The organism is Pontixanthobacter aquaemixtae (genome assembly GCF_009827395.1).
Classification (GTDB): Bacteria; Pseudomonadota; Alphaproteobacteria; order Sphingomonadales; family Sphingomonadaceae; genus Pontixanthobacter; species Pontixanthobacter aquaemixtae.
In genome coordinates this window covers 1,838,915-1,857,546 of sequence record NZ_WTYX01000001.1, presented here as the reverse complement: position 1 = coordinate 1,857,546, position 18,632 = coordinate 1,838,915, and the positions used below count along the sequence as shown (strand labels likewise).

Below are 18,632 nucleotides of genomic sequence, written 5' to 3'. Positions count from 1 at the left end.
CGCTTATGCCTTCCCAACAGCGTAATACCAAATTGGTATGACAGAAATATTCACAAAGGTATAGCTCAATGGTTGACATATCTGGGCTGCACGTTATCCAGCCCAAAAACTAATGTCAAAAATAGTCTCGTTGGAGGGGTAAAAATGTCTCAAACTGCTTTTGGCGCTAATTCGCGCCGTCTCTTGAAACTTATGGCGGGCGCTTCTGTGGTGGCGCTTGCGGTCCCGGGAACTGCTTTCGCGCAGGATCAGGGCGAAGCGGTCGAATCGTCGGACGATGATGTTATTGTCATCACCGGTATCCGTAGCTCACTGGAAAGCGCGCTCAATGAGAAGCGCGACGCCGATAGTCTTGTTGAGGTCATTCAGGCTGAAGATATTGGTAAGCTGCCTGACCAAAACCTCGCGGAAGTTCTTGAAAACGTAACCGGCGTTCAAATCACCCGCCGTGCGGGTGTGGGTTCCGGCGTTCAAATTCGTGGTACGAACGAAAACCGCGTTGAGATCAACGGTGTTGGTACAGTGGGTTCGGGTACGGGCCGTGGTGGTATCAGTTTTGAAGACATCAACGCCGCCATTATTGCGTCGGTTGAAGTCACCAAGGCGCCAACTGCCGCAACAACCGAGGGGTCCGTTGGTGGTACAGTGAACCTGCGCACGATTCGCCCGCTCGATCTGCGCGATCGCGTGCTCTCGTTACGCGCGCAGGGTGAATATAGCGAGCTTTCCGACAGCATCAGCCCAAGGTATTCAGCCAGCTTTGGTGACAATTGGGATGTTGGCGCGGGCCGGATCGGTCTTGTGCTCGCAGCAAGCTACGCCGAACAAGAGGCGACTTCATTCCGCCCTCGCGTAGACCGTGACACGCTGATCGAAGCGACCGATGGCGGTGTCACTGCGGCTGGCGCTCCCGGACCGAACTATGACTATCTCGGCATTCAGTTCCTCAATCAGGAACTTGAGAACTTCGAATATGAAACGATCAACTTCTCGGGGACCCTGGAATTCGCACCAACCGATGATCTGAACTTCTTTTTCGACATGATCTACAACGATCAGGAACGTCGTCAGGATAGTACACGGATCCAGGCTTCCGGCGTTAGCGCGCTGCGCTTCAACAACGTTCCTGACTCGTTCGAAACGGTCAACTTTGGTTCGCTGGGCGGTGTGAACCTGGGCAGCATTGAAGCGGCTCTTACCGGCACGATCCAGCCGAATCTGGCGCGCGATGACGACGATCCGAACCTTCGTTTCTCGAGCGATACGGGCGCGCGTGTGACAACCACTCAGGTCTATCGCTTGGGAACAGAATGGAAAACCGGCAATTTGACGGTCCGTGTGGAAGGGTCGGTCACAGAATCGGACACGGTCAATCCTAACCTCAGCACAACGCTGAACTTCATCAATCCGAACCCGCTCACACCACTCGATGGTACTAGCAACGACAATGCGGTTCCGTTTATCTACGATCTTCGCAATGGCGCGCTGACCTTTGGTGTCGATTTCGCATCGCCATTCGCGCCAACCGTCGCTGATCTGCTCGATCCAGCGAACACGGTGCTGGATGCGATTACCGCAAGCCGCAATGAAACCGAAAACCGCGAAGATGCGTTCCGCGTGGACCTGTCCTACGACACGTTCGACAGCCTTGGTTTCATCACTTCGGTCGATGCCGGTTATCGCTACACCCGGGCGTCCACGCGTTTTGACCAGATCCGGTCGACATTCGGTACCGGCGCGATCGCAAACAGCCCAAGTGGGACCTTGTTCTCGCAATTGCTGGTTCCCGGGCCCAGCAATTTTGATGCGGCTGACGGCCGGGCGCTCGCATTCCGCAACTTTCTTATCGTAAATCCGGACTTGGCATTCGACGATCCGGATGGAACGCTCGATATTCTGCAGGCTGCGCTTGCGACCACCAATGGTTCAATCGGCGACCCGGTTTCTGATCCGGCTGCGTTCTTCGAAATCACGGAGAAGACGCACGCGCTTTACGGCCAGCTGAACTTCGAATTTGGCCGGGTTCGCGGCAATGTCGGCGCGCGTTGGTTGGATACTTCGATCAACTCGCTGGGCAATAATGTTGCAGCGGGTGTGGTGACGCCGGTGACTGCCGGCGGTAGCTATACGCAGTTCCTGCCTCGCGTGAACGTGATCGCGGACCTGACCGATGATCTGGTGTTCCGCGCTAGCTTTGGTGAAGATATCAACCGACCGGATTTTGACGATCTGTCTCTTTCGGTAAACTTCCCCACCGGGCCAAACAACGCCGTCAACATCGGCAATCCAAACCTGGCACCAGAGACAGTGCGCTCATATGACGCCTCGCTCAGCTGGTACTTTGCGCCAGCAGCGGTGTTCAGCGTTGGCGTCTTCCACAAAGAACGCACCAACCTGTTCGTAACGCAAGAAGAGGCCGCTGCATTGGATGCAAACGGCTTCCGGGACATCACGCCTCCGTGCGAAGGCGGCGGTATCTTCAACCCGCTTCCGGACCGCAACGTGTTGTCGAATGTTCCCGGCAACGGCCTGTGCGTGCCCATCCAGACCATCGTAAACGATCCTGGAACCACCAAACAGTCGGGTATCGAAGTTGCATTCCAGTATGACCTCTCTGGCTTCGAAGACACGCTGGGCTTCGCATCAGGCTTTGGTGTGATTGCTAACTACACTTATCAGGAATTCAGTGGCGGTACGCTTACCAACACATCGGATGCTGATAGCCGCGGTACAGAGATCCTTGAATCGAGCAGCGGCCTGACAGGACCATTTACCGCCGTTCAAGGCCTGCTGGATTTCTCACCGCATGCGTACAACGTAACGCTGTTCTATGAAAAATACGGTCTGTCGGCTCGGGCGCGTTACACGTGGCGCGATGAATTCCGGACGCTTGATACAGCCGGCGGCGCCAGCCTTGGCAGCACTATCGGCTTCCCGGTAGTCACCGAGGCACGCGGCCAGCTCAATGCCAGCATCAATTATGACGTGACCGATTTCCTGAACATCGGTGTTGAAGGTGTGAATCTGACCAAATCCAAGATCACACAATCGTGCATCAACTCAGGAGCGCTGCTTTGCTTCCAAGGGCTGCCCGACCGGCGCCTAACGTTTGGAGCCTCGTTGAGCTTCTAACTTTTTTGCTTGGTTGACCTTCAGGTGAAAACCTGCCGGTCGTTTCAAGTCAGGCCCGTCTGCTTATTCTCCCATAAAGCAGACGGGCCTATTTTTTGCGCGATTGAAGGCTCGGGAATGGCAACGGATAGCCGACCGCTCTATTGGTATGACCAATAACTCAAAATAGGTATAGCCAAACGGTTGACTTAATCGGCCTGTTCTATATGCCGGACTCAAACACAAACCCGTTGGGAGGGATTTATGTCCAAGAATTTTCGTCAGTTTGACTCAATGAATCGCCGTGCGGCTTTTGGCCGGGCGCTGTTGGTGGGGGCCGCAATTTCTGCTTTGGCTGTGCCGTCAATGGCGGCTGCGCAAGATGCAGAATCGGAAGAGCCAGCAGCAGGCGGTGATGATGTTATCGTTGTAAGCGGTATTCGCCAGACAATTCAGGGCTCGATTGCCGAGAAGCGCGAATCGACCGAGGTTTTCGACGCGCTGTCGGCCGAAGAAATTGGCGACATCCCCGCATTGTCGATCGGCGAAGCGCTTGAAACTCTGACAGGCGCAGGTTCGCACCGCGAGCAAGGCGGCGCGACTGAAATCTCGATTCGCGGCCTCGGGCCATTCCTTGGATCGACAGTAATTAACGGCCGTATTGCTTCCAACGGCAGCGGTGATCGCTCGGTCAATTTCAGCCAGTTTCCGTCGGAACTGTTCAACAAGATCGGTATCTATAAGACGCAGGCGGCGAGCTACATTGAGGGCGGTGTTGCCGGGCAAATTGTGCTCGAAACGCTTCGCCCGCTCGACTATGGCAAGCGCCGTCTGCAAGGCCAGATCAAAGCTGAAATCAATCCCGACAATCTCGATATCGCGGCGGATCAGCGCTTCAACAAATTCGGTTATCGCGGTTCGCTCAGCTATGTTGATCAGTTCAATCTCGGCGATGGCGAGCTGGGTATTTCGCTTGGCTATGAGCGCCGTGATTCGAACAATCCAGAACAAGAGGTTCAGGTTTCGAATACTATCAGGGCTTGCTCGCTCAATCCGGCTCTTGTGGCTGAGAATGACGGTGTTGCGGATGAGGACAACTGTGACACTGACACCAGCGGTATTAATGCGCTAGGCTCTATTTTTGCCGGACAAGAGCCGTTTGTGATTGCGCGCAACGGCTATGCCTTTAGAAACAACATCACTAGCGACAATCGCGACGCCTTCTTTGGTGCGGTCCAGTATAAACCGTCGCCCGATGTCGATATCAATGCGGATTTTCAATATTCAAAGCGCAAGTTTGCCGAGCAGCGCAGCGATCTAAACTTTTCTGAAGGTCGCCGGATTACGCCAGAGGGCGATCAGAACAACATTGCGGCGCTCCTTGGCTTGCCGCAAACCTTGGTGGCTACCGACTCCGGTGCGCTTCGTCTGTTTACCAACGAAACCCGGATTGAAGCGGTCAGCGAATATCTGGAGCGCGATGAAGAGTATTACGGCGGTGGTTTGTCGCTTGACGCGCAAGTTTCGGACCGTGTGAAAATCTCGCTCGACGCATCCTATTCACGCACTCAGCGTATCGAGGAGGCCGTACAGGTCCGTTTCCGTACAGAAGATGGGGAATCAATTTTTGGCAACACTGATGCCAACGGCGATGACTTTTTCCCCAATGTTGTCGAAGATGACGGAAACACATCTAACGATGACCGGGTTGAGACCCTGACTCAGATATTTCAGAACGGTTCGGGCGGGCTCAATTTCATTGTCCAGAATTTTGACGTAACTGACCATTCGCTCTTCGCGAACGATCCACGTGTTCGTGCCGATTTGGAGCAAGACCGTTTCAATGAAGTCTGGGCTCTTCGCGGTGATGTCGAATACGACCTCGGCGATGGCTTCTTCAACACGTTGCTGGCTGGTGCACGCTACCAGCAGCTCACCTACCGGGATGTCCCGGGGGCTGTGAACGGATCAAGCCGGTTCGAGGTGAATTTCAACGATACTGATGGCACTGGCGCGCTTGCCGTTGCAAACCAGGAGTGTCGCACTGCGTTCCCGCAGACCGGGTTCCTGGACGCAATTTCCAACGGGAACCCGCTCGTCACCAACATTGACGAGAACGGCAATGTGATTGGAACTACCAACACCTATGCTACTTTCGATGCTCGATGCATCGTTCGTGTGCTTGATCGTGAAGATCCATCGGATTTGATCAATTTTGATGAAGACGGCAATGTCATTTTTCCGACAGGCGACTTTGACTCAATCCAGAATTCGCAAGTTGAGGAGCGCTCTTGGGCGCTCTACGGACAGGCCAATTTTGCTACTGATCTCGGCAGCATGCCTCTACGGGGCAACGTCGGGCTAAGAGTGGTAGGAACTAAGGTTATCTCCGATGGCTTCCGCGGCTCTCTGTCTTCGGTAACGGCGCCAGATGGAACGGTTTCGATCGTTGAGGATAACGGCACCCTTTTGCCTGTCACGTCAAAGAACTCGTATACGGAGTTCCTGCCAAGCTTGAACTTGGTTGCTGACTTCCAGCCTGATCTACTGGGCCGTTTCGCGGTCTATCGTGCACTCTCGCGACCCGATCCATCGGATCTGAGTTCGGGGCGGACGTTTACTGGGTCTACGGACGACAGTGATGGTGCAACCAGCATCAGTGAAATCGTGGGAACAGCAAATGCAACGGGCAATCCGTTTACAGATCCGTTGCTGTCTTGGAATGTCGATTTTGGTCTAGAGTGGTATCCTAACGATGACACTATTCTCGCTTTCAATGCATACTACAAAAGCTTTGACGGTGGGTTTGAGACGGTCGGCCAGTTCGAGACTTTCCAGGTCGATGGCCAGGATCTCAATGTTCTAGTCACAACAGCGAATGTGAGTGAAGAGACCAGCACGATCTACGGTCTGGAGGTTACCGCTGCGCACCGTCTAAGCTATCTGCCCGCTCCGCTTGATGGTCTGGGATTCAAGCTGAGCTACAACTACGCCGACTCTAACTTCGAGTTTGAAGACGACACTCTGGGGGCGATCCGAACGGTTAATGATGACGGTTCAATTACAACGACGCCCGGCATTATTCCGCCCGCAAACTTGTTCGGCTTCTCCAAGCATGTTTTGTCTGCGCAGGTGTACTACCAGCTTGGCCCCCTCGATCTTCAGGGGGTTTACAAATACCGTAGCAACTACTTCCAGCAATTTGTCGGAACGCCCGGTCGTATTCGCTACACTGATGATGTGAATGTGTTTGAAGCGCGCGCGTCTTTAGCGGTTACAGACAATATCAAGGTAACGGTCGAGGGCTTGAACCTGTTCAACGAGCCGCGGACAGACTTCCGCGGTGCGCCGGACGATCTCGGCCAGGTGCTGGTCTACGGGCCGCGTTACTTTGCCGGCGTTCGCTTCAAATTTTAAGTTTTGGCCGGCGGCAAATCCACCGATTGCCGCCGGTCAGCCTCACGGCTGGCTAAATCGGGCCTCTTCAACTAGGATATTGGTATAGACCACATAGTAACTTTTCTTACGGGGTAGAGTGCAGAATGAGCACCAAGCGACTTTTCCAATCTGTAGCAGAGCAAATTGCAACGCTTATCGACGATGGGGCTTACCCTCCTGGTACAAGGCTGCCCGGGGAAAGAGAGCTTGCGGAGAAACTGGGCGTCAGCCGTGTGACGATCCGCGAAGCCGAGATTGCCTTGCAAGCCGTTGGCCGGCTGGAAATCAAGACCGGTTCTGGTGTTTACGTAAGTGAGAACAAGCCCGAGCTCGCCGAGGCTTTGCCGGGTGCAAGTGCATTCGAAGTGACCGAAGCGCGATTGCTGGTGGAATCCGAAGCTGCGGCACTGGCGGCGCATAATATCACCGACGAAGGCATCCTTCGCTTGGGGCAGTTGATCAACCAGATGCGGACGGGGGACGAAGGTGCGGCGAATGAAGCAGATCAGGAATTCCATCTGACCATTGCAGAAGCCTCCAACAACCTAGCGATGGTGCATACGATCAAAACTCTCTGGCGGATGCGTGAAGAGCTTCCCGAAGTTAAGGCGACCTATGAAGCTGTCTGTGTGCACGATGCGGATTCGCGAACAGAGGAACACAAGGCAGTCTACGACGCCCTGAAAGAGCGTGACCCTGCAGGCGCAAGAGCTGCCATGCGAGAACATTTCCATCGGTTGATCGAAGCAATGCTGGACGCAACCGAAAGGCAGGCGCTTGAGGAGCTGCAGCAACGTTCCTCCGCCAGCCGTGAGCGCTTTGCAGCTGCCTCAAAAATTGCCTGACCAAACTGGCATTACAAACATATAAAAAATATAAGTCCAAAGTGATTGACAGACGATAATATCGTCCGTTATCCCCTTCGCGGCGCGATAAGACGCAAAGGAGAGGGAAATGGTCAGATTGATTGCCTGTTTGGCGCTCCTTCTCGCATTGGGGGCGCCTGCCGCTGCCGAACAATTTCTGGTCCACAATCAAAGCGAATTTTCCGCGGCTGCCAAGCATGTGAAGGCGGGTGATGAAATCGTTCTGGCTAATGGCGAATGGCGCGATTTCGAAATGGTCATTACCGGAAAGGGTGCTGCTGGCGATCCGATCACAGTCCGATCCGAAACCCCCGGCAGTGTTCTGCTCACCGGCCAGTCCAGCCTGCGGATCGGCGGTGAGTATATCGTCGTGTCGGGACTGGTCTTTAAGGATGGTTTCAGCCCGCGCGGCGAAGTGATTTCCTTCCGCCGCAACAAACAGGATTTGGCGCGGCATAGCCGGGTCACCCAGACGGTAATCGATCATTTCAGCAAGCCTGATCGGTATGAATCCGACTATTGGGTCGGAGTTTACGGAAAAAACAATAGGTTCGATCACAATCATCTGGTCGGGAAGACCAACAAGGGTGTTACATTTGCGGTAAGGCTCGATAGCGAAGAAAGCCGCGAAAACGGACACCGGATCGATCACAATTATTTCGGTCCGCGCCCGGTTCTGGGTTCCAATGGCGGGGAGACCTTGCGCCTCGGAACCAGCCACTATTCGATGTTCGATTCCAACACGCTGGTTGAAAACAACGTGTTTGACCGGACCGATGGAGAGGTCGAGATCATTTCATCGAAATCCGGCGGAAACATTTTTCGCGGGAATCTCTTCCTGCGCTCGCGGGGCACGCTGACCCTGCGCCATGGTGATGGGAATCTGGTCGAACGCAATGTCTTCCTTGGTGGCGGCAAAGATTATACCGGCGGCGTCCGGATCATAAACCGCGATCAGACCATCCGCGGCAATTACATGGAGGGGCTGCGAGGCAAGGCTTTCTCAAGCGCGATTGCGGTCATGAATGGCGTGCCCAATTCGCCGGTTAACCGCTATGTTGAAGTCGAGAATGCCACTATCGAGCGAAACACGGTTGTCGACAGCGCGCGTATCACGCTTGGCCTTGGGGCAGATGCCGAACGATCCGCGATTCCGACCAACACCACATTTGCTGACAACCTGCTTAGCGGGACGTCGGACGAGCCATTCATCGAGGTGGATGCCGACATTTCGGGGATCAGCTTTAGTGGCAATCGGGTGATTGCAGGCGAACTGGACAGCGCTTTGCCTGCGATCGAAATTGCGCCGGTTGAACTGGTGCGTGCCGACAACGGATTGCTCTATCCGGCGGAAGCATCGCTAGCCGGGGTCGGTGCCCCGCGCGATCTTGCCCCGGTAACGCTCGATCAGGTTGGCGTTTCCTGGTACCCTAAGCCGTCGGATGACGGGCCATTTGGAACCAGCGGCACGGTCACACAGGTTGGTCCGGGTGACGACACGCTCGTTCTGGCAATCGCTTCGGCGCAGCCGGGCGATGTGCTTATGCTCTCGGGCGGCGAATACATTGTGGAACGCACAATCCTGCTGGACAAGCCGCTAACGATCAAAGGGATGGCCGCGCCCGGTAAACCTGCACCGGTCATCAAATTTGCGCGGCCTTCCCTGATCGAACTGCGCGAGGGTGCGGACTTGCAGCTATTCGACCTGGTGGTTGATGGCGAGCTCGCGCCGGACTCGGTTGGGAATTCGGTAATTCGCACCACCACTTTCCCGATCCAGTCAAATATGCAGATCGAGTTTGACGGCGTTGCGGTTCGCAACCTGACCGTGAACAAGTCCTTCAACGTCCTGACGCTGGGTAAAAGCTCGATGGCAGATCGCGTTTCGATCAGGAACAGCGCTTTCGCCGATATTTCGGGAGCCGTGGTGTCTGCAGCTGCCGAGACGGAGGATTACGGGCAGTATAATGTAGAGTATCTCGATATCGTCGATAGCAGCTTCGCCAATGTCGGAGGCCCGATCGCAGACATCTATCGCGGCGGCCGTGATGAAAGCACTTTCGGCCCCTATGTGAACATCAGCCAAAATGCTCTGTCTGATGTGGGCAGGGCCGCAACAAACGGTTCTGGCGCAGCGATCAACCTGCATGGTGTCCAAACCGCCATGATTGCACGCAATGCGCTCTCAAGTTCGGCCCCACTCAAAATTGTCCATACTGTTGGTACACCCAAGACCACCGTTGCCGACAACAGCTTCGCAGCAACGCCAGCGCCGGTATTTGAAGAATTGGTTTTTGATGGTGAACCGCGGGTTGCCGCCTCCGGGAATTCCTTTGATGGGGAGCCGGCAAAATGAGGCATCTGCTCTTAGTGTTCTCGGCATTGATGCTTGCCGCGTGTGGACTGGTTTTTCCGGTGCAGGCTGCGGAAGATACCAGCGATCTTCCGCCTTTGTTCGCAGCCGAAGTGGAGCGTGCCGACGCGTTTGTTGCGGGCATGATGGAGCAAGGTATCACTGTCCCGGTTCCGAAGGATCCCGGCGGCGGATACACGCATGAACAGCACAAACGGAATTTCCGCGCCATGTATCTGGCGGGCGATTTGTACCGTATCACAGGTGACCTGAAGTATCGTGACTTCGTGCGCGATATGTTGCTCGAATATGCAGAGCTGTATCCAACGCTGGGTGATCACCCGGCAAAGGCAAACCAGAATGTTGGGCGGCTGTTCTGGCAGGTTCTGAATGACGCAATGTGGCTGGTCCATTCGGTGCAGGGCTACGCAAATATTCGCGATACTCTGACCGATGAAGAGCGCGAAATAATCGACAATAACGTCTTTCGTCCCGCGGCACGGTTCCTGTCGGTTGATTCGGAGCGGACATTCAATCTGATCCATAACCACGCGACCTGGGCAACTGCCGGCGTTGGCATGACAGGGTATCTTCTCGGCGATCGGGACATGGTGGATCGGGCGCTGCTTGGTTCGGACAAGAGCGGAGAGACGGGATTCTTGCGCCAGACCGAGCTGTTGTTTTCGCCTGACGGTTACTACACCGAAGGGCCATATTATCAGCGCTTTGCTTTGCTTCCTTTCATGGTTTTTGCCGATGCGATCGCCAAGAATGAACCCGAACGCCGCATTTTCGAGCACCGCGACGGTATTCTGAAAAAGGCGCTGACCACGACAATCCAGCTCACCTATGGCGGTTATTTCTTCCCGTTTAACGATGCCATCCGCGACAAAAGCCTCAACACGGCCGAGCTGTATGAGGGTGTGGCGATCGCATATGCAGAAACTGGTGATCCCGGGCTGCTGTCCATTGCCAAATTTCAAGGCCGCACTGTTTTGAGCGAAAACGGATTGAAAGTTTCGCGCGATCTGGAGGCGGGAAAGCCATCGCCGTTCAATTTCAAATCGATTTTGCTGAGTGACGGACCAGACGGCGATGAGGGCGCAGTTGCGGTTTTTCGCCACGGCACGGGCCCGCGCCATACCGCGCTCGTTGCAAAAAACAGCTCTCAGGGAATGGGGCATGGCCATTTCGACAAGCTCAGCTGGCAGCTGTACGACAATGGCAACGAGATCGTCCGCGACTATGGCGCGGCGCGTTTCCTCAATATCGAGGCGAAAGAAGGGGGGCGTTATCTCCCCGAGAACGAAAGCTGGGCCAAGCAAAGCATCGCACACAACGCATTGGTGGTGAACGAAACCACTCATTTTGGCGGCGATGTAAAAGTTGCGGACACATTTGCACCTGAGCAGCTTTATTTTTCGGCGCAACCGGAGTTGCAGGTCAGCACTGCAACCATCGATTCAGCCTATCCCGAAGTCAACGTCACCATGACGCGGACATTGGCGCTGATGGATGTTGCGGGCCTGAATGCGCCTGTGACGGTCGACGTCATGCGTGCAACCGGCAAAGGCCAACTGCAGTTCGATCTGCCGCTGCATTATTCCGGCCATATCATGGAAACCGGATTTGAACCCGATCGCAACGTCGGTCCGCGTCCTGTATTGGGCGAAAGTGATGGCTATCAGCACATCTGGGTTGATGGAATTGGATCGCCAAAAGCCGACGACGCTTTCATGACATGGATACTGGACGGAAGGTTTTACACCTACCGCTTTGTGCCGCGTGACAAGATGCAGGTGATCCTGGCGGAGAGCGGCGCGAATGATCCGGATTTTAATCTGCGCCGCGAGCCCATCGTTATCCAGCGTGCCAGTGACACAGATAGCATGACGTTTGTCAGCATGATCGAAACGCACGGTCTGTATGACGGCGCTACAGAGCAGACCATCGGCAGCAGAAGTCTGGTTGCGTCGCTGCGGCACGTTGAGCACCCGAAATACGACGTCGTGATCGTCGAGACAAAAGGCGGCGCAAGAACCGCATTGGCAATCTCTTACAATGACGACCCGGATGCGGTGCACAAAGTCGAAATCGACGGGCGTGAAGTCTCGTGGGCCGGCTTTGCGGGGCGGATCGAAATGGGCGGAGAAGGAAACTAAGGATGGCAACCAAGGTGCAAGATCAAAGCGCTGCATTTCTGTCAGCGCAGTCGGTTCCCAAGGAGGACCTTGGCGGCGGCATCTCGCGGCAGATACTGGGTTACGGTCCCGATCTGATGATCGTTCGTGTTTGGTTTGAAGAAGGTGCTGTGGGCGAAGTCCATTCGCATCATCACAGCCAATCAACTTTGGTTGAAAGCGGGAAATTCGAAGTCTTCGTCGATGGAGAAAAGCAAGTGCTCGGTGCAGGCGACAGTTTCTATATCGCTCCGCATCTCGATCACGGTGCTGTTTGTCTCGAGCCCGGAGTGCTGATCGATACGTTCAGCCCTGCTCGCGAAGACTTTCTGAGTGAGGGGAACTGATCATGAAAATGCAGGGACTACGCTGGTGGGTGGTTGGACTTGTCGCGATTGCGACGATCATCAATTATATCGATCGCCAGACAATCAACGTCCTCTGGCCAGAGCATATTGCGCCGGACTTGTTTCCGGACATGGATGCTGACGGCCACAAATACATTCTGGGTATCATCAGCACTGTATTCATTTTCGCTTACGCCGCTGGCCAAGCGATCTTCGGGAAGATCTTCGATTGGATCGGGACGCGCTTGGGCTTCGTGCTGTCAATCGGGGTATGGTCGCTCGCAACCGCGGCGCATGCCTTTGCGCAAGGTGTGCTTAGCTTCAGTTTCTTCCGCGCGGTGCTTGGTGTGGCCGAAGCGGGCAACTGGCCAGGCGCGACGAAAGCGAATGCAGAGTGGTTTCCAACCAAAGAGCGCGCGCTGGCGCAAGGCATCTTCAACTCCGGCGCGGCTATCGGCGGAATCATCTCGATCCCGCTAATCGGTTTTATGGCCGTGCTTCTGGATTGGAAACTGATCTTCATACTCGTCGGCTTGGTTGGCCTGGTCTGGCTGGTGCCGTGGTGGTTCATCGTCAAAGGACCGCCAAAAAGCCATGATTGGCTGAGCGACGATGAACGCGAGTACATTCTAACCGGCCAGAAGGTCGAGAGTACAGATGGCGCTGGCGACGAAGGTTATAACCCGACCACGGGCGAGCTTTTGGCACGCAAGGAAAGCTGGGGCGTGATTATCGCCACGGCTGTGATCGATCCCATCTGGTGGTTGTTTATCATCTGGATCCCGACTTACTTCTTCGAAGTCCATAATTTTGCGATCAAGGATGTGGCCGCGTCAGCGTGGTTGCCATTTGTCGGCGCGATGCTTGGCGCCTGGGCAGGAGGCTTGCTGGCCGGCAACCGGATCAATGCGGGTTGGAGTGTAAACAGGACTCGCAAATTCGTTATCACACTCGGCTGTCTTATCATGTTGCCAGCGCTGCTGGCCCTGTCGGCGGCATCGTCGCCTTGGGTTGCGCTGTGGCTGATGTTCGCGATCCTTTTCGGATTTCAGGTTGCGATCGGCAATGTCCAGACTTTGCCAAGTGACCTCTACGGCAAGGATACTGTCGGAACATTGTCCGGGATAGCCGGCATGGCGGCGAAATTAAGCGCCGCAGGGCTAACATTCGTGGTTCCGATCATGACTGCCGGCGCCAATTACTATTCCGTTTTCGTCCTGGGCGCAGTTCTGGCGCTGACAGCCATTGCCAGTGTCTGGGTGCTGTGCGGCGAAATCAAACCACTCAAACCAAAATCCGCATGATGGGCGGGATTCCAAAGCAACCTCTTAAATCAACAGGGACTACACAATGAAATTTGCAGGCAAAACAGCGATTGTAACCGGTGGCAGCCGGGATATTGGCCGGGCGATCTCGGTCAAACTCGCGAGCGAGGGCGCAAATGTGGTGGTCAACTACTTCAGCAATGAAGGGGACGCCGATGCGACACTTGAAGCGATTGCCGCTGCCGGCGGTGGCAAGGCTGTAAAGGTCAAAGCCGATGTCACCAAAGCGGGCGAAGTCGCGGCACTTGTCGCTGCAGCTCGGGATGCCTTTGGCGATGCGATCCATATCCTTGTCAACAATGCCGGTGGATTGGTCGCGCGCAAGACTTTGAGCGAGATGGATGAAGAGTTCTTCAACTATGTCATGCAGCTCAACGTTACTTCTACTTTCCTCGCAACGCAGGCCGTCGCTCCGCATATGGGTGAAGGCAGCGCTATCGTGAACCTCGCTTCGCTTGCAGGCCGCGATGGTGGCGGGGGCGGGGCCTCTGCATACGCAACCTCAAAAGGTGCAGTGAGCACATTTACCCGTGCCATGGCCAAGGAACTTGGCCCCAAGGGCATCCGTGTAAACGCTCTTTGCCCGGGAATGATCGCAACGGCGTTTCATGACAAGTTTACGCCCGATGCGGCGCGCGAGAATGTGGCAAATTCCACTCCGCTCAAACGACAAGGGCGAGCAGAGGAGGCTGCTGATCTTGTGGCCTATCTGGCATCGGACGAAGCTTCGTTCGTCACCGGCGCCAATATTGATATCAATGGCGGGCTTGCGTTTTCTTGATCCGGCTTTCGGCCTGAATACGTCTTCGGGCAGAAGCGCAAGGTTGACACCGGTGTCTTTTTTCCGCTCTTGTCTGATTTCGACGAGCCAATTGGAGCGATATAATGTCTGAGTTTCTTTCTTTCGGCGAGATCATGCTGCGTTTGAAAACGCCGGGCCATGAACGCTTTTTCCAGTCCCCGCAGTTTGAAGCGACCTTTGGCGGCGGCGAGGCCAATGTCGCGGTTGCGCTGAGCAATTACGGGCTCGACGCGGGCTTTGTCAGCGCGCTGCCCGACAATGACATTGGCGAAAATGCGATTATGGAGCTTCGCAAATTCGGGGTCGATACCGCGCATATCAGCCGTTCGGGTGACAGAGTCGGTATCTATTTTCTGGAAACCGGATCGAACCAGCGCCCGTCAAAAGTTGTCTATGACCGGGCAAACTCCTCGATCTGCAATGCCAGCGCGGACGAGTTCGATTGGCCTACCATTTTCAGGGGCGCGAAGTGGTTGCACATAACTGGTATCACTCCGGCGCTTAGCCAGTCGGCTGCGGATCTTTCCATGGCCTGCGTCAAAGCAGCGAAGGAAGCTGGCGTGACAGTGTCTTGCGATTTCAATTTCCGCGGCAAGCTGTGGAAATACGGCAAGACAGCGCCCGAAGTGATGCGCGAGCTGGTCAAATATGTCGATGTCGGCATAGCCAATGAGGAAGACTGCCAGAAGTCGCTCGACATCACCGTCGATGTGGACGTGGAAAGTGGCGAGCTCGATACCGCCAAGTATGAAGCGCTGGGCCAGAAAGTGCTCGATATCTATCCCGATATGCACACCATCGCGATTACTTTGCGCGAAAGCCTGAGCGCGGATCGCAACAATTGGTCAGCCTGCCTTCGCACGCGCGAAGACGGGTTTATGCTGTCGAAGAAATACGAGCTAACCGATATTGTCGACCGCGTTGGCGGCGGTGACAGCTTTGCCTCTGCATTGATCTATGGCCTCAACGCCTATGAAGATCGCCAGCAGAGCCTCGAATTCGCGGTTGCTGCGAGCGCGCTCAAACACACGATCATGGGCGACTTCAATCGTGTCACTGTGCCCGAGGTGGAGAAGCTGATGTCTGGCGACGGTTCCGGCCGCGTGCAGAGGTAGGGCGGCCATTGGGCGGTGCCGGACACGAGCTGGTGTTGATCGGACAGCGCCCCGCCTAGTTCAGCTTGATCGACTGGTGGCAAAATTCCCACGAGTAGTTGAACCTGCCAAAATTCTGCGAGACGTCGCGGCCGGCCCAAACAATCGTCGCTCCGTCGTTCTCCTCGTGGATTACGACGCTTCCTGCCCAGCGGAATGACGGCCTGATGGTGGTCACTTCGCCCCGCTGGGTAACGCCAACGCTCTTCGAACTGATTATGGTTTTGGCAGGAATCGAAAATCCACCGGATGGAGCCTGTGCATCCTGCGATGGCAATTCAACTTCGGCCAAATTTATGTAATCGTACAAGGTAGTGCCGGCGAAGGTCGACAAAACGAACAGCTTGCCGGTTCGGTCGAACAGCAGGTTTGTGCCCATGGAGGAAATCTTGGTGTTTTTGATTTTACCGTAGAATTCAAAGCCGCGTGCTTCCTCTAGCTTTGCCGAAACGACCGGTTCGGTCCGCCAAAGCCATATATCGCCATCAGCATGTTCTTCCACCTGAACGACGCCGACATAGAAGCGTCCGTCCTTTGGATTCCAACCGATGCCCGCTGCGTCGAGACCATTATATGCGCCCGATTGGGAAAACCACAGCCGGTCCAGACTTCGCGGGGGCGCATTGGGTGTGAGATGGTAGAAGGCGGCATAATCACCGTTTGGCACGACCACGTAATCGCGGATTGCCTGCATCGCACTGGGATGCCGCCAGCCGGGAATGTTCGCTTTCAAAGCATTTGTGATCTTACGCGAATGCCAGGTGCGGTTGCTCCCGGAACCCGAGTGAGAAACGAAAATTCCCGGAGAATTGTCAGAACCGACGACATCGTGATTGAAAGCGAGCAGTCCTCTGTAGGTTTGGGCAACCCCCTGAACATGTTTGGCGACGGCTCTTTGCGAGGCGGTATCAAATGGCGGTATCACCACCTCATGGATGTTACATTCTCTTCCTGAGATCTGATCTGCGAATGCTTTGACGTTCCCAAGTGCTGTCCCGCCTGCCAATTCTATGCGGGGCTCGGGTCGACTATGGGTGGGCAGTGGCTGCGGAGGCGAGGCGGCAACAGTCGTACCGGCAAGGTTGCTGCAGATCACGGTGTTTCGTCCCGTGGCAAGATCCCGAATACTCACGGTTCGAGAGCCAATTTGCACAAAGTGAAACTTGGATGAAGATCCGTCGAACAGATGCAGCATTTGTTCGTTGCGACCTTGCAATAGCAGCGTAGCAATCGCCCGGCCGTTCGCACCCAGTTGCTGCCAAGTGCCATCGGTGGTTTCCTGGATCCGGTACCCGGGGTTGCCCGGGCAAGCGAAGCCTGCGTAGTCCATCGGGCCGATTGGGTTGGGTTCCTCTCCGGCGGGCGAAGGCGGCGAGGTGGGGGTTGGCGCGGTTGCGGGCGCTGTAGGAGGCACGTTTACCGTCCTTGGGGGCGCGGTGGGCCGGCTGGCGGGCAGTTGCGGCGTTGTCGGGCGAGCCGCGATCTGCGGCCGTGGCGCTGGCGTCTGCCGGGCCACTGGCTGGGGGCCAAGCCCGGTGCAGGTGATCTTCCATTGGTGTTGCGCCGGCCCGCCATTCTGACCGAGCAGAATCTCTGCGCTGGCCGGTCTGAAATAGATCTGAACATTGCGCGACCGGTCATTCAGACTGATCATCTCGCCCGTGCGTGCGGTTTCTTCAAAGGTGAAAGTCGTCTGCCCGCCGGAATTCCTTTCGACCCATGTCGTCGGGCCGGTCTGTACGAATGTGCCGCCGTCGAAACAAATCCGGCGCAAATTCTGCGCGCCGCCAGAGCCAGCAAGTGCGACAGGTCGACGGGAATATGCCGAAAGCGTCCCGAGAGTGCGCTGTCCGCTTTGCGGCTCGATCACACGCAGCTCCTTAACGGCGGAGCCTAGCGGGGCGTAGAGGATGAAGATGCGCTTGTCAGGATGCTCCAGATAAACCGCCGTAGCGCTACGGCTTAGCTGGCGGAGATCGACCCAGTCAGAGGCACTCGCGCGCCGCATGCGCCAGCTCTTTGCGTCTGTTGGCGTTTTCTCGAAATAATAGTCCTCGCTCCACGCTTGCGTGATGTTTTCGCCGGAAACGTTCAGTTCATAGCGGGTCTCCGCCCCGGAAGACTGCGCATAGGCTTGGAGGCCCGCAACCGCGATTGCCACCGCAACCACTCCTGCACCGAGTTTTATGTTCGCAAGCGAGATGGCCATATTCTGAGTCCCCCTAGGCCGTGAATGCACCTTGAAGATTGGTCGGTCAAATCAGGGGAGTGAGTTTGAAGTTCTGGCGCTCGAGCGCTGCCCAGATTTCGATAATGCTGCAATAGCTATCGGCGCCCTAGAGCGTGCTTTAGGGGATCGAGCCATGGTTCGAAGGGTAGCCATGCGTTCTGGCCGCTGCGGTTGATCGGCTGGCGCACTTGCTCGGAACTGGCGGAGCGAACAGCCTCTTGCGAAACCGGCTCTATTGCGCCCCGGATTATGTCGGGATTGTTTGCGAAATGGGACAGCGGTTCACCCGTTGAGTAGGTGAGCATTCCGATCCCGATGCCTGCGCCGAACAGCATAGCGAACCACGAAAACCGTGAAAACTCAGGGCTCTCCTCATGAGCGCCAAGTCTCAGCTTTCCCGACATCGGAATCACCGCAAGGGCAAATGCAACCACGCTCAAAAATGCAACGAGGTATATGTACCAACCGGAAAATTGGCTGATGATTGTAGTCTTGGCAAAATTCAGCGTTTCACCAGCCTCAATCGGCAAAACAACCGCCCAAATGATAAGCAACGAAACTATGATTTTGGAAGGGACGGTTACCGCCCGGCTCAATCCGTCGTAAAAACCCTGATCATGTGTGTTGATGGGCAGTTCGACTAAAGGTGGCGCGATGGATGCGTCGCTGTCGTTAGTCATTGGGAGGAATACGCTTCTCTGCTGGTAGCCCGGCGATTGTTGTGAATCTTATTAATATGCCGGCACGCAGCCCGCGATGGGCGAACTAGCATAGAGAGCGGCGCTCACATTGCAATCTTGGGAGCTGACCGAGTGATCGCGCCCGG

At 55.5% G+C, this 18,632-nt stretch carries 11 protein-coding genes; 9 read left to right on the top strand and 2 right to left on the bottom strand.

What is annotated here, in order from left to right; translation table 11 throughout:
- The first annotated feature begins 192 nt into the window (after positions 1–192).
- The 9 genes from GRI41_RS08720 to GRI41_RS08680 all read left to right on the top strand — a co-directional run bounded on the left by GRI41_RS08720 (position 193) and on the right by GRI41_RS08680 (position 15,537).
- Positions 193–3,132 carry a TonB-dependent receptor gene (locus GRI41_RS08720; protein WP_202388687.1) on the top strand — a complete coding sequence of 980 codons (2,940 nt, stop codon included), beginning with the start codon at positions 193–195 and terminating at the stop codon, positions 3,130–3,132.
- A 243-nt stretch (positions 3,133–3,375) separates the two neighbouring features.
- Positions 3,376–6,528, top strand: a complete 3,153-nt coding sequence (locus GRI41_RS08715) for a TonB-dependent receptor (protein ID WP_160604483.1) — start codon at positions 3,376–3,378, stop codon at positions 6,526–6,528.
- Between the two features lie 125 nt (positions 6,529–6,653).
- On the top strand, positions 6,654–7,394 hold the full coding sequence (locus GRI41_RS08710) for a FadR/GntR family transcriptional regulator (protein ID WP_160604482.1): 741 nt from the start codon (positions 6,654–6,656) through the stop codon (positions 7,392–7,394).
- A gap of 109 nt (positions 7,395–7,503) precedes the next feature.
- Positions 7,504–9,771, top strand: a complete 2,268-nt coding sequence (locus GRI41_RS08705; RefSeq protein WP_160604481.1) for a polysaccharide lyase 6 family protein — start codon at positions 7,504–7,506, stop codon at positions 9,769–9,771.
- Complete coding sequence (locus GRI41_RS08700; protein WP_202388686.1) at positions 9,768–11,930, top strand: heparinase II/III domain-containing protein; 2,163 nt, start codon at positions 9,768–9,770, stop codon at positions 11,928–11,930. Before GRI41_RS08705 ends, GRI41_RS08700 begins: the two co-directional genes overlap by 4 nt.
- A 2-nt stretch (positions 11,931–11,932) precedes the next feature.
- Positions 11,933–12,295 carry a cupin domain-containing protein gene (locus tag GRI41_RS08695; RefSeq protein WP_160604480.1) on the top strand — a complete coding sequence of 121 codons (363 nt, stop codon included), beginning with the start codon at positions 11,933–11,935 and terminating at the stop codon, positions 12,293–12,295.
- 2 nt (positions 12,296–12,297) lie between these two features.
- Positions 12,298–13,599 (top strand): MFS transporter, encoded by a 1,302-nt coding sequence (locus GRI41_RS08690; protein WP_160604479.1) that lies wholly within the window; start codon positions 12,298–12,300, stop codon positions 13,597–13,599.
- A gap of 46 nt (positions 13,600–13,645) precedes the next feature.
- Positions 13,646–14,401 carry an SDR family NAD(P)-dependent oxidoreductase gene (locus GRI41_RS08685; RefSeq protein WP_160604478.1) on the top strand — a complete coding sequence of 252 codons (756 nt, stop codon included), beginning with the start codon at positions 13,646–13,648 and terminating at the stop codon, positions 14,399–14,401.
- A 104-nt stretch (positions 14,402–14,505) separates the two neighbouring features.
- A complete protein-coding gene (locus GRI41_RS08680; RefSeq protein WP_160604477.1) occupies positions 14,506–15,537 on the top strand; it encodes a sugar kinase in 1,032 nt (343 codons plus the stop codon).
- A gap of 55 nt (positions 15,538–15,592) precedes the next feature.
- On the opposite strand, the gene GRI41_RS08675 is transcribed toward GRI41_RS08680, so the two are convergent.
- Entirely contained in the window at positions 15,593–17,785 is a 2,193-nt protein-coding gene (locus GRI41_RS08675) for a hypothetical protein (protein WP_160604476.1), read from the bottom strand.
- Positions 17,786–17,901: 116 nt separating this feature from the next.
- Complete coding sequence (locus tag GRI41_RS08670) at positions 17,902–18,486, bottom strand: BCCT family transporter (protein ID WP_160604475.1); 585 nt, start codon at positions 18,484–18,486, stop codon at positions 17,902–17,904.
- Positions 18,487–18,632: the final 146 nt, after the last annotated feature.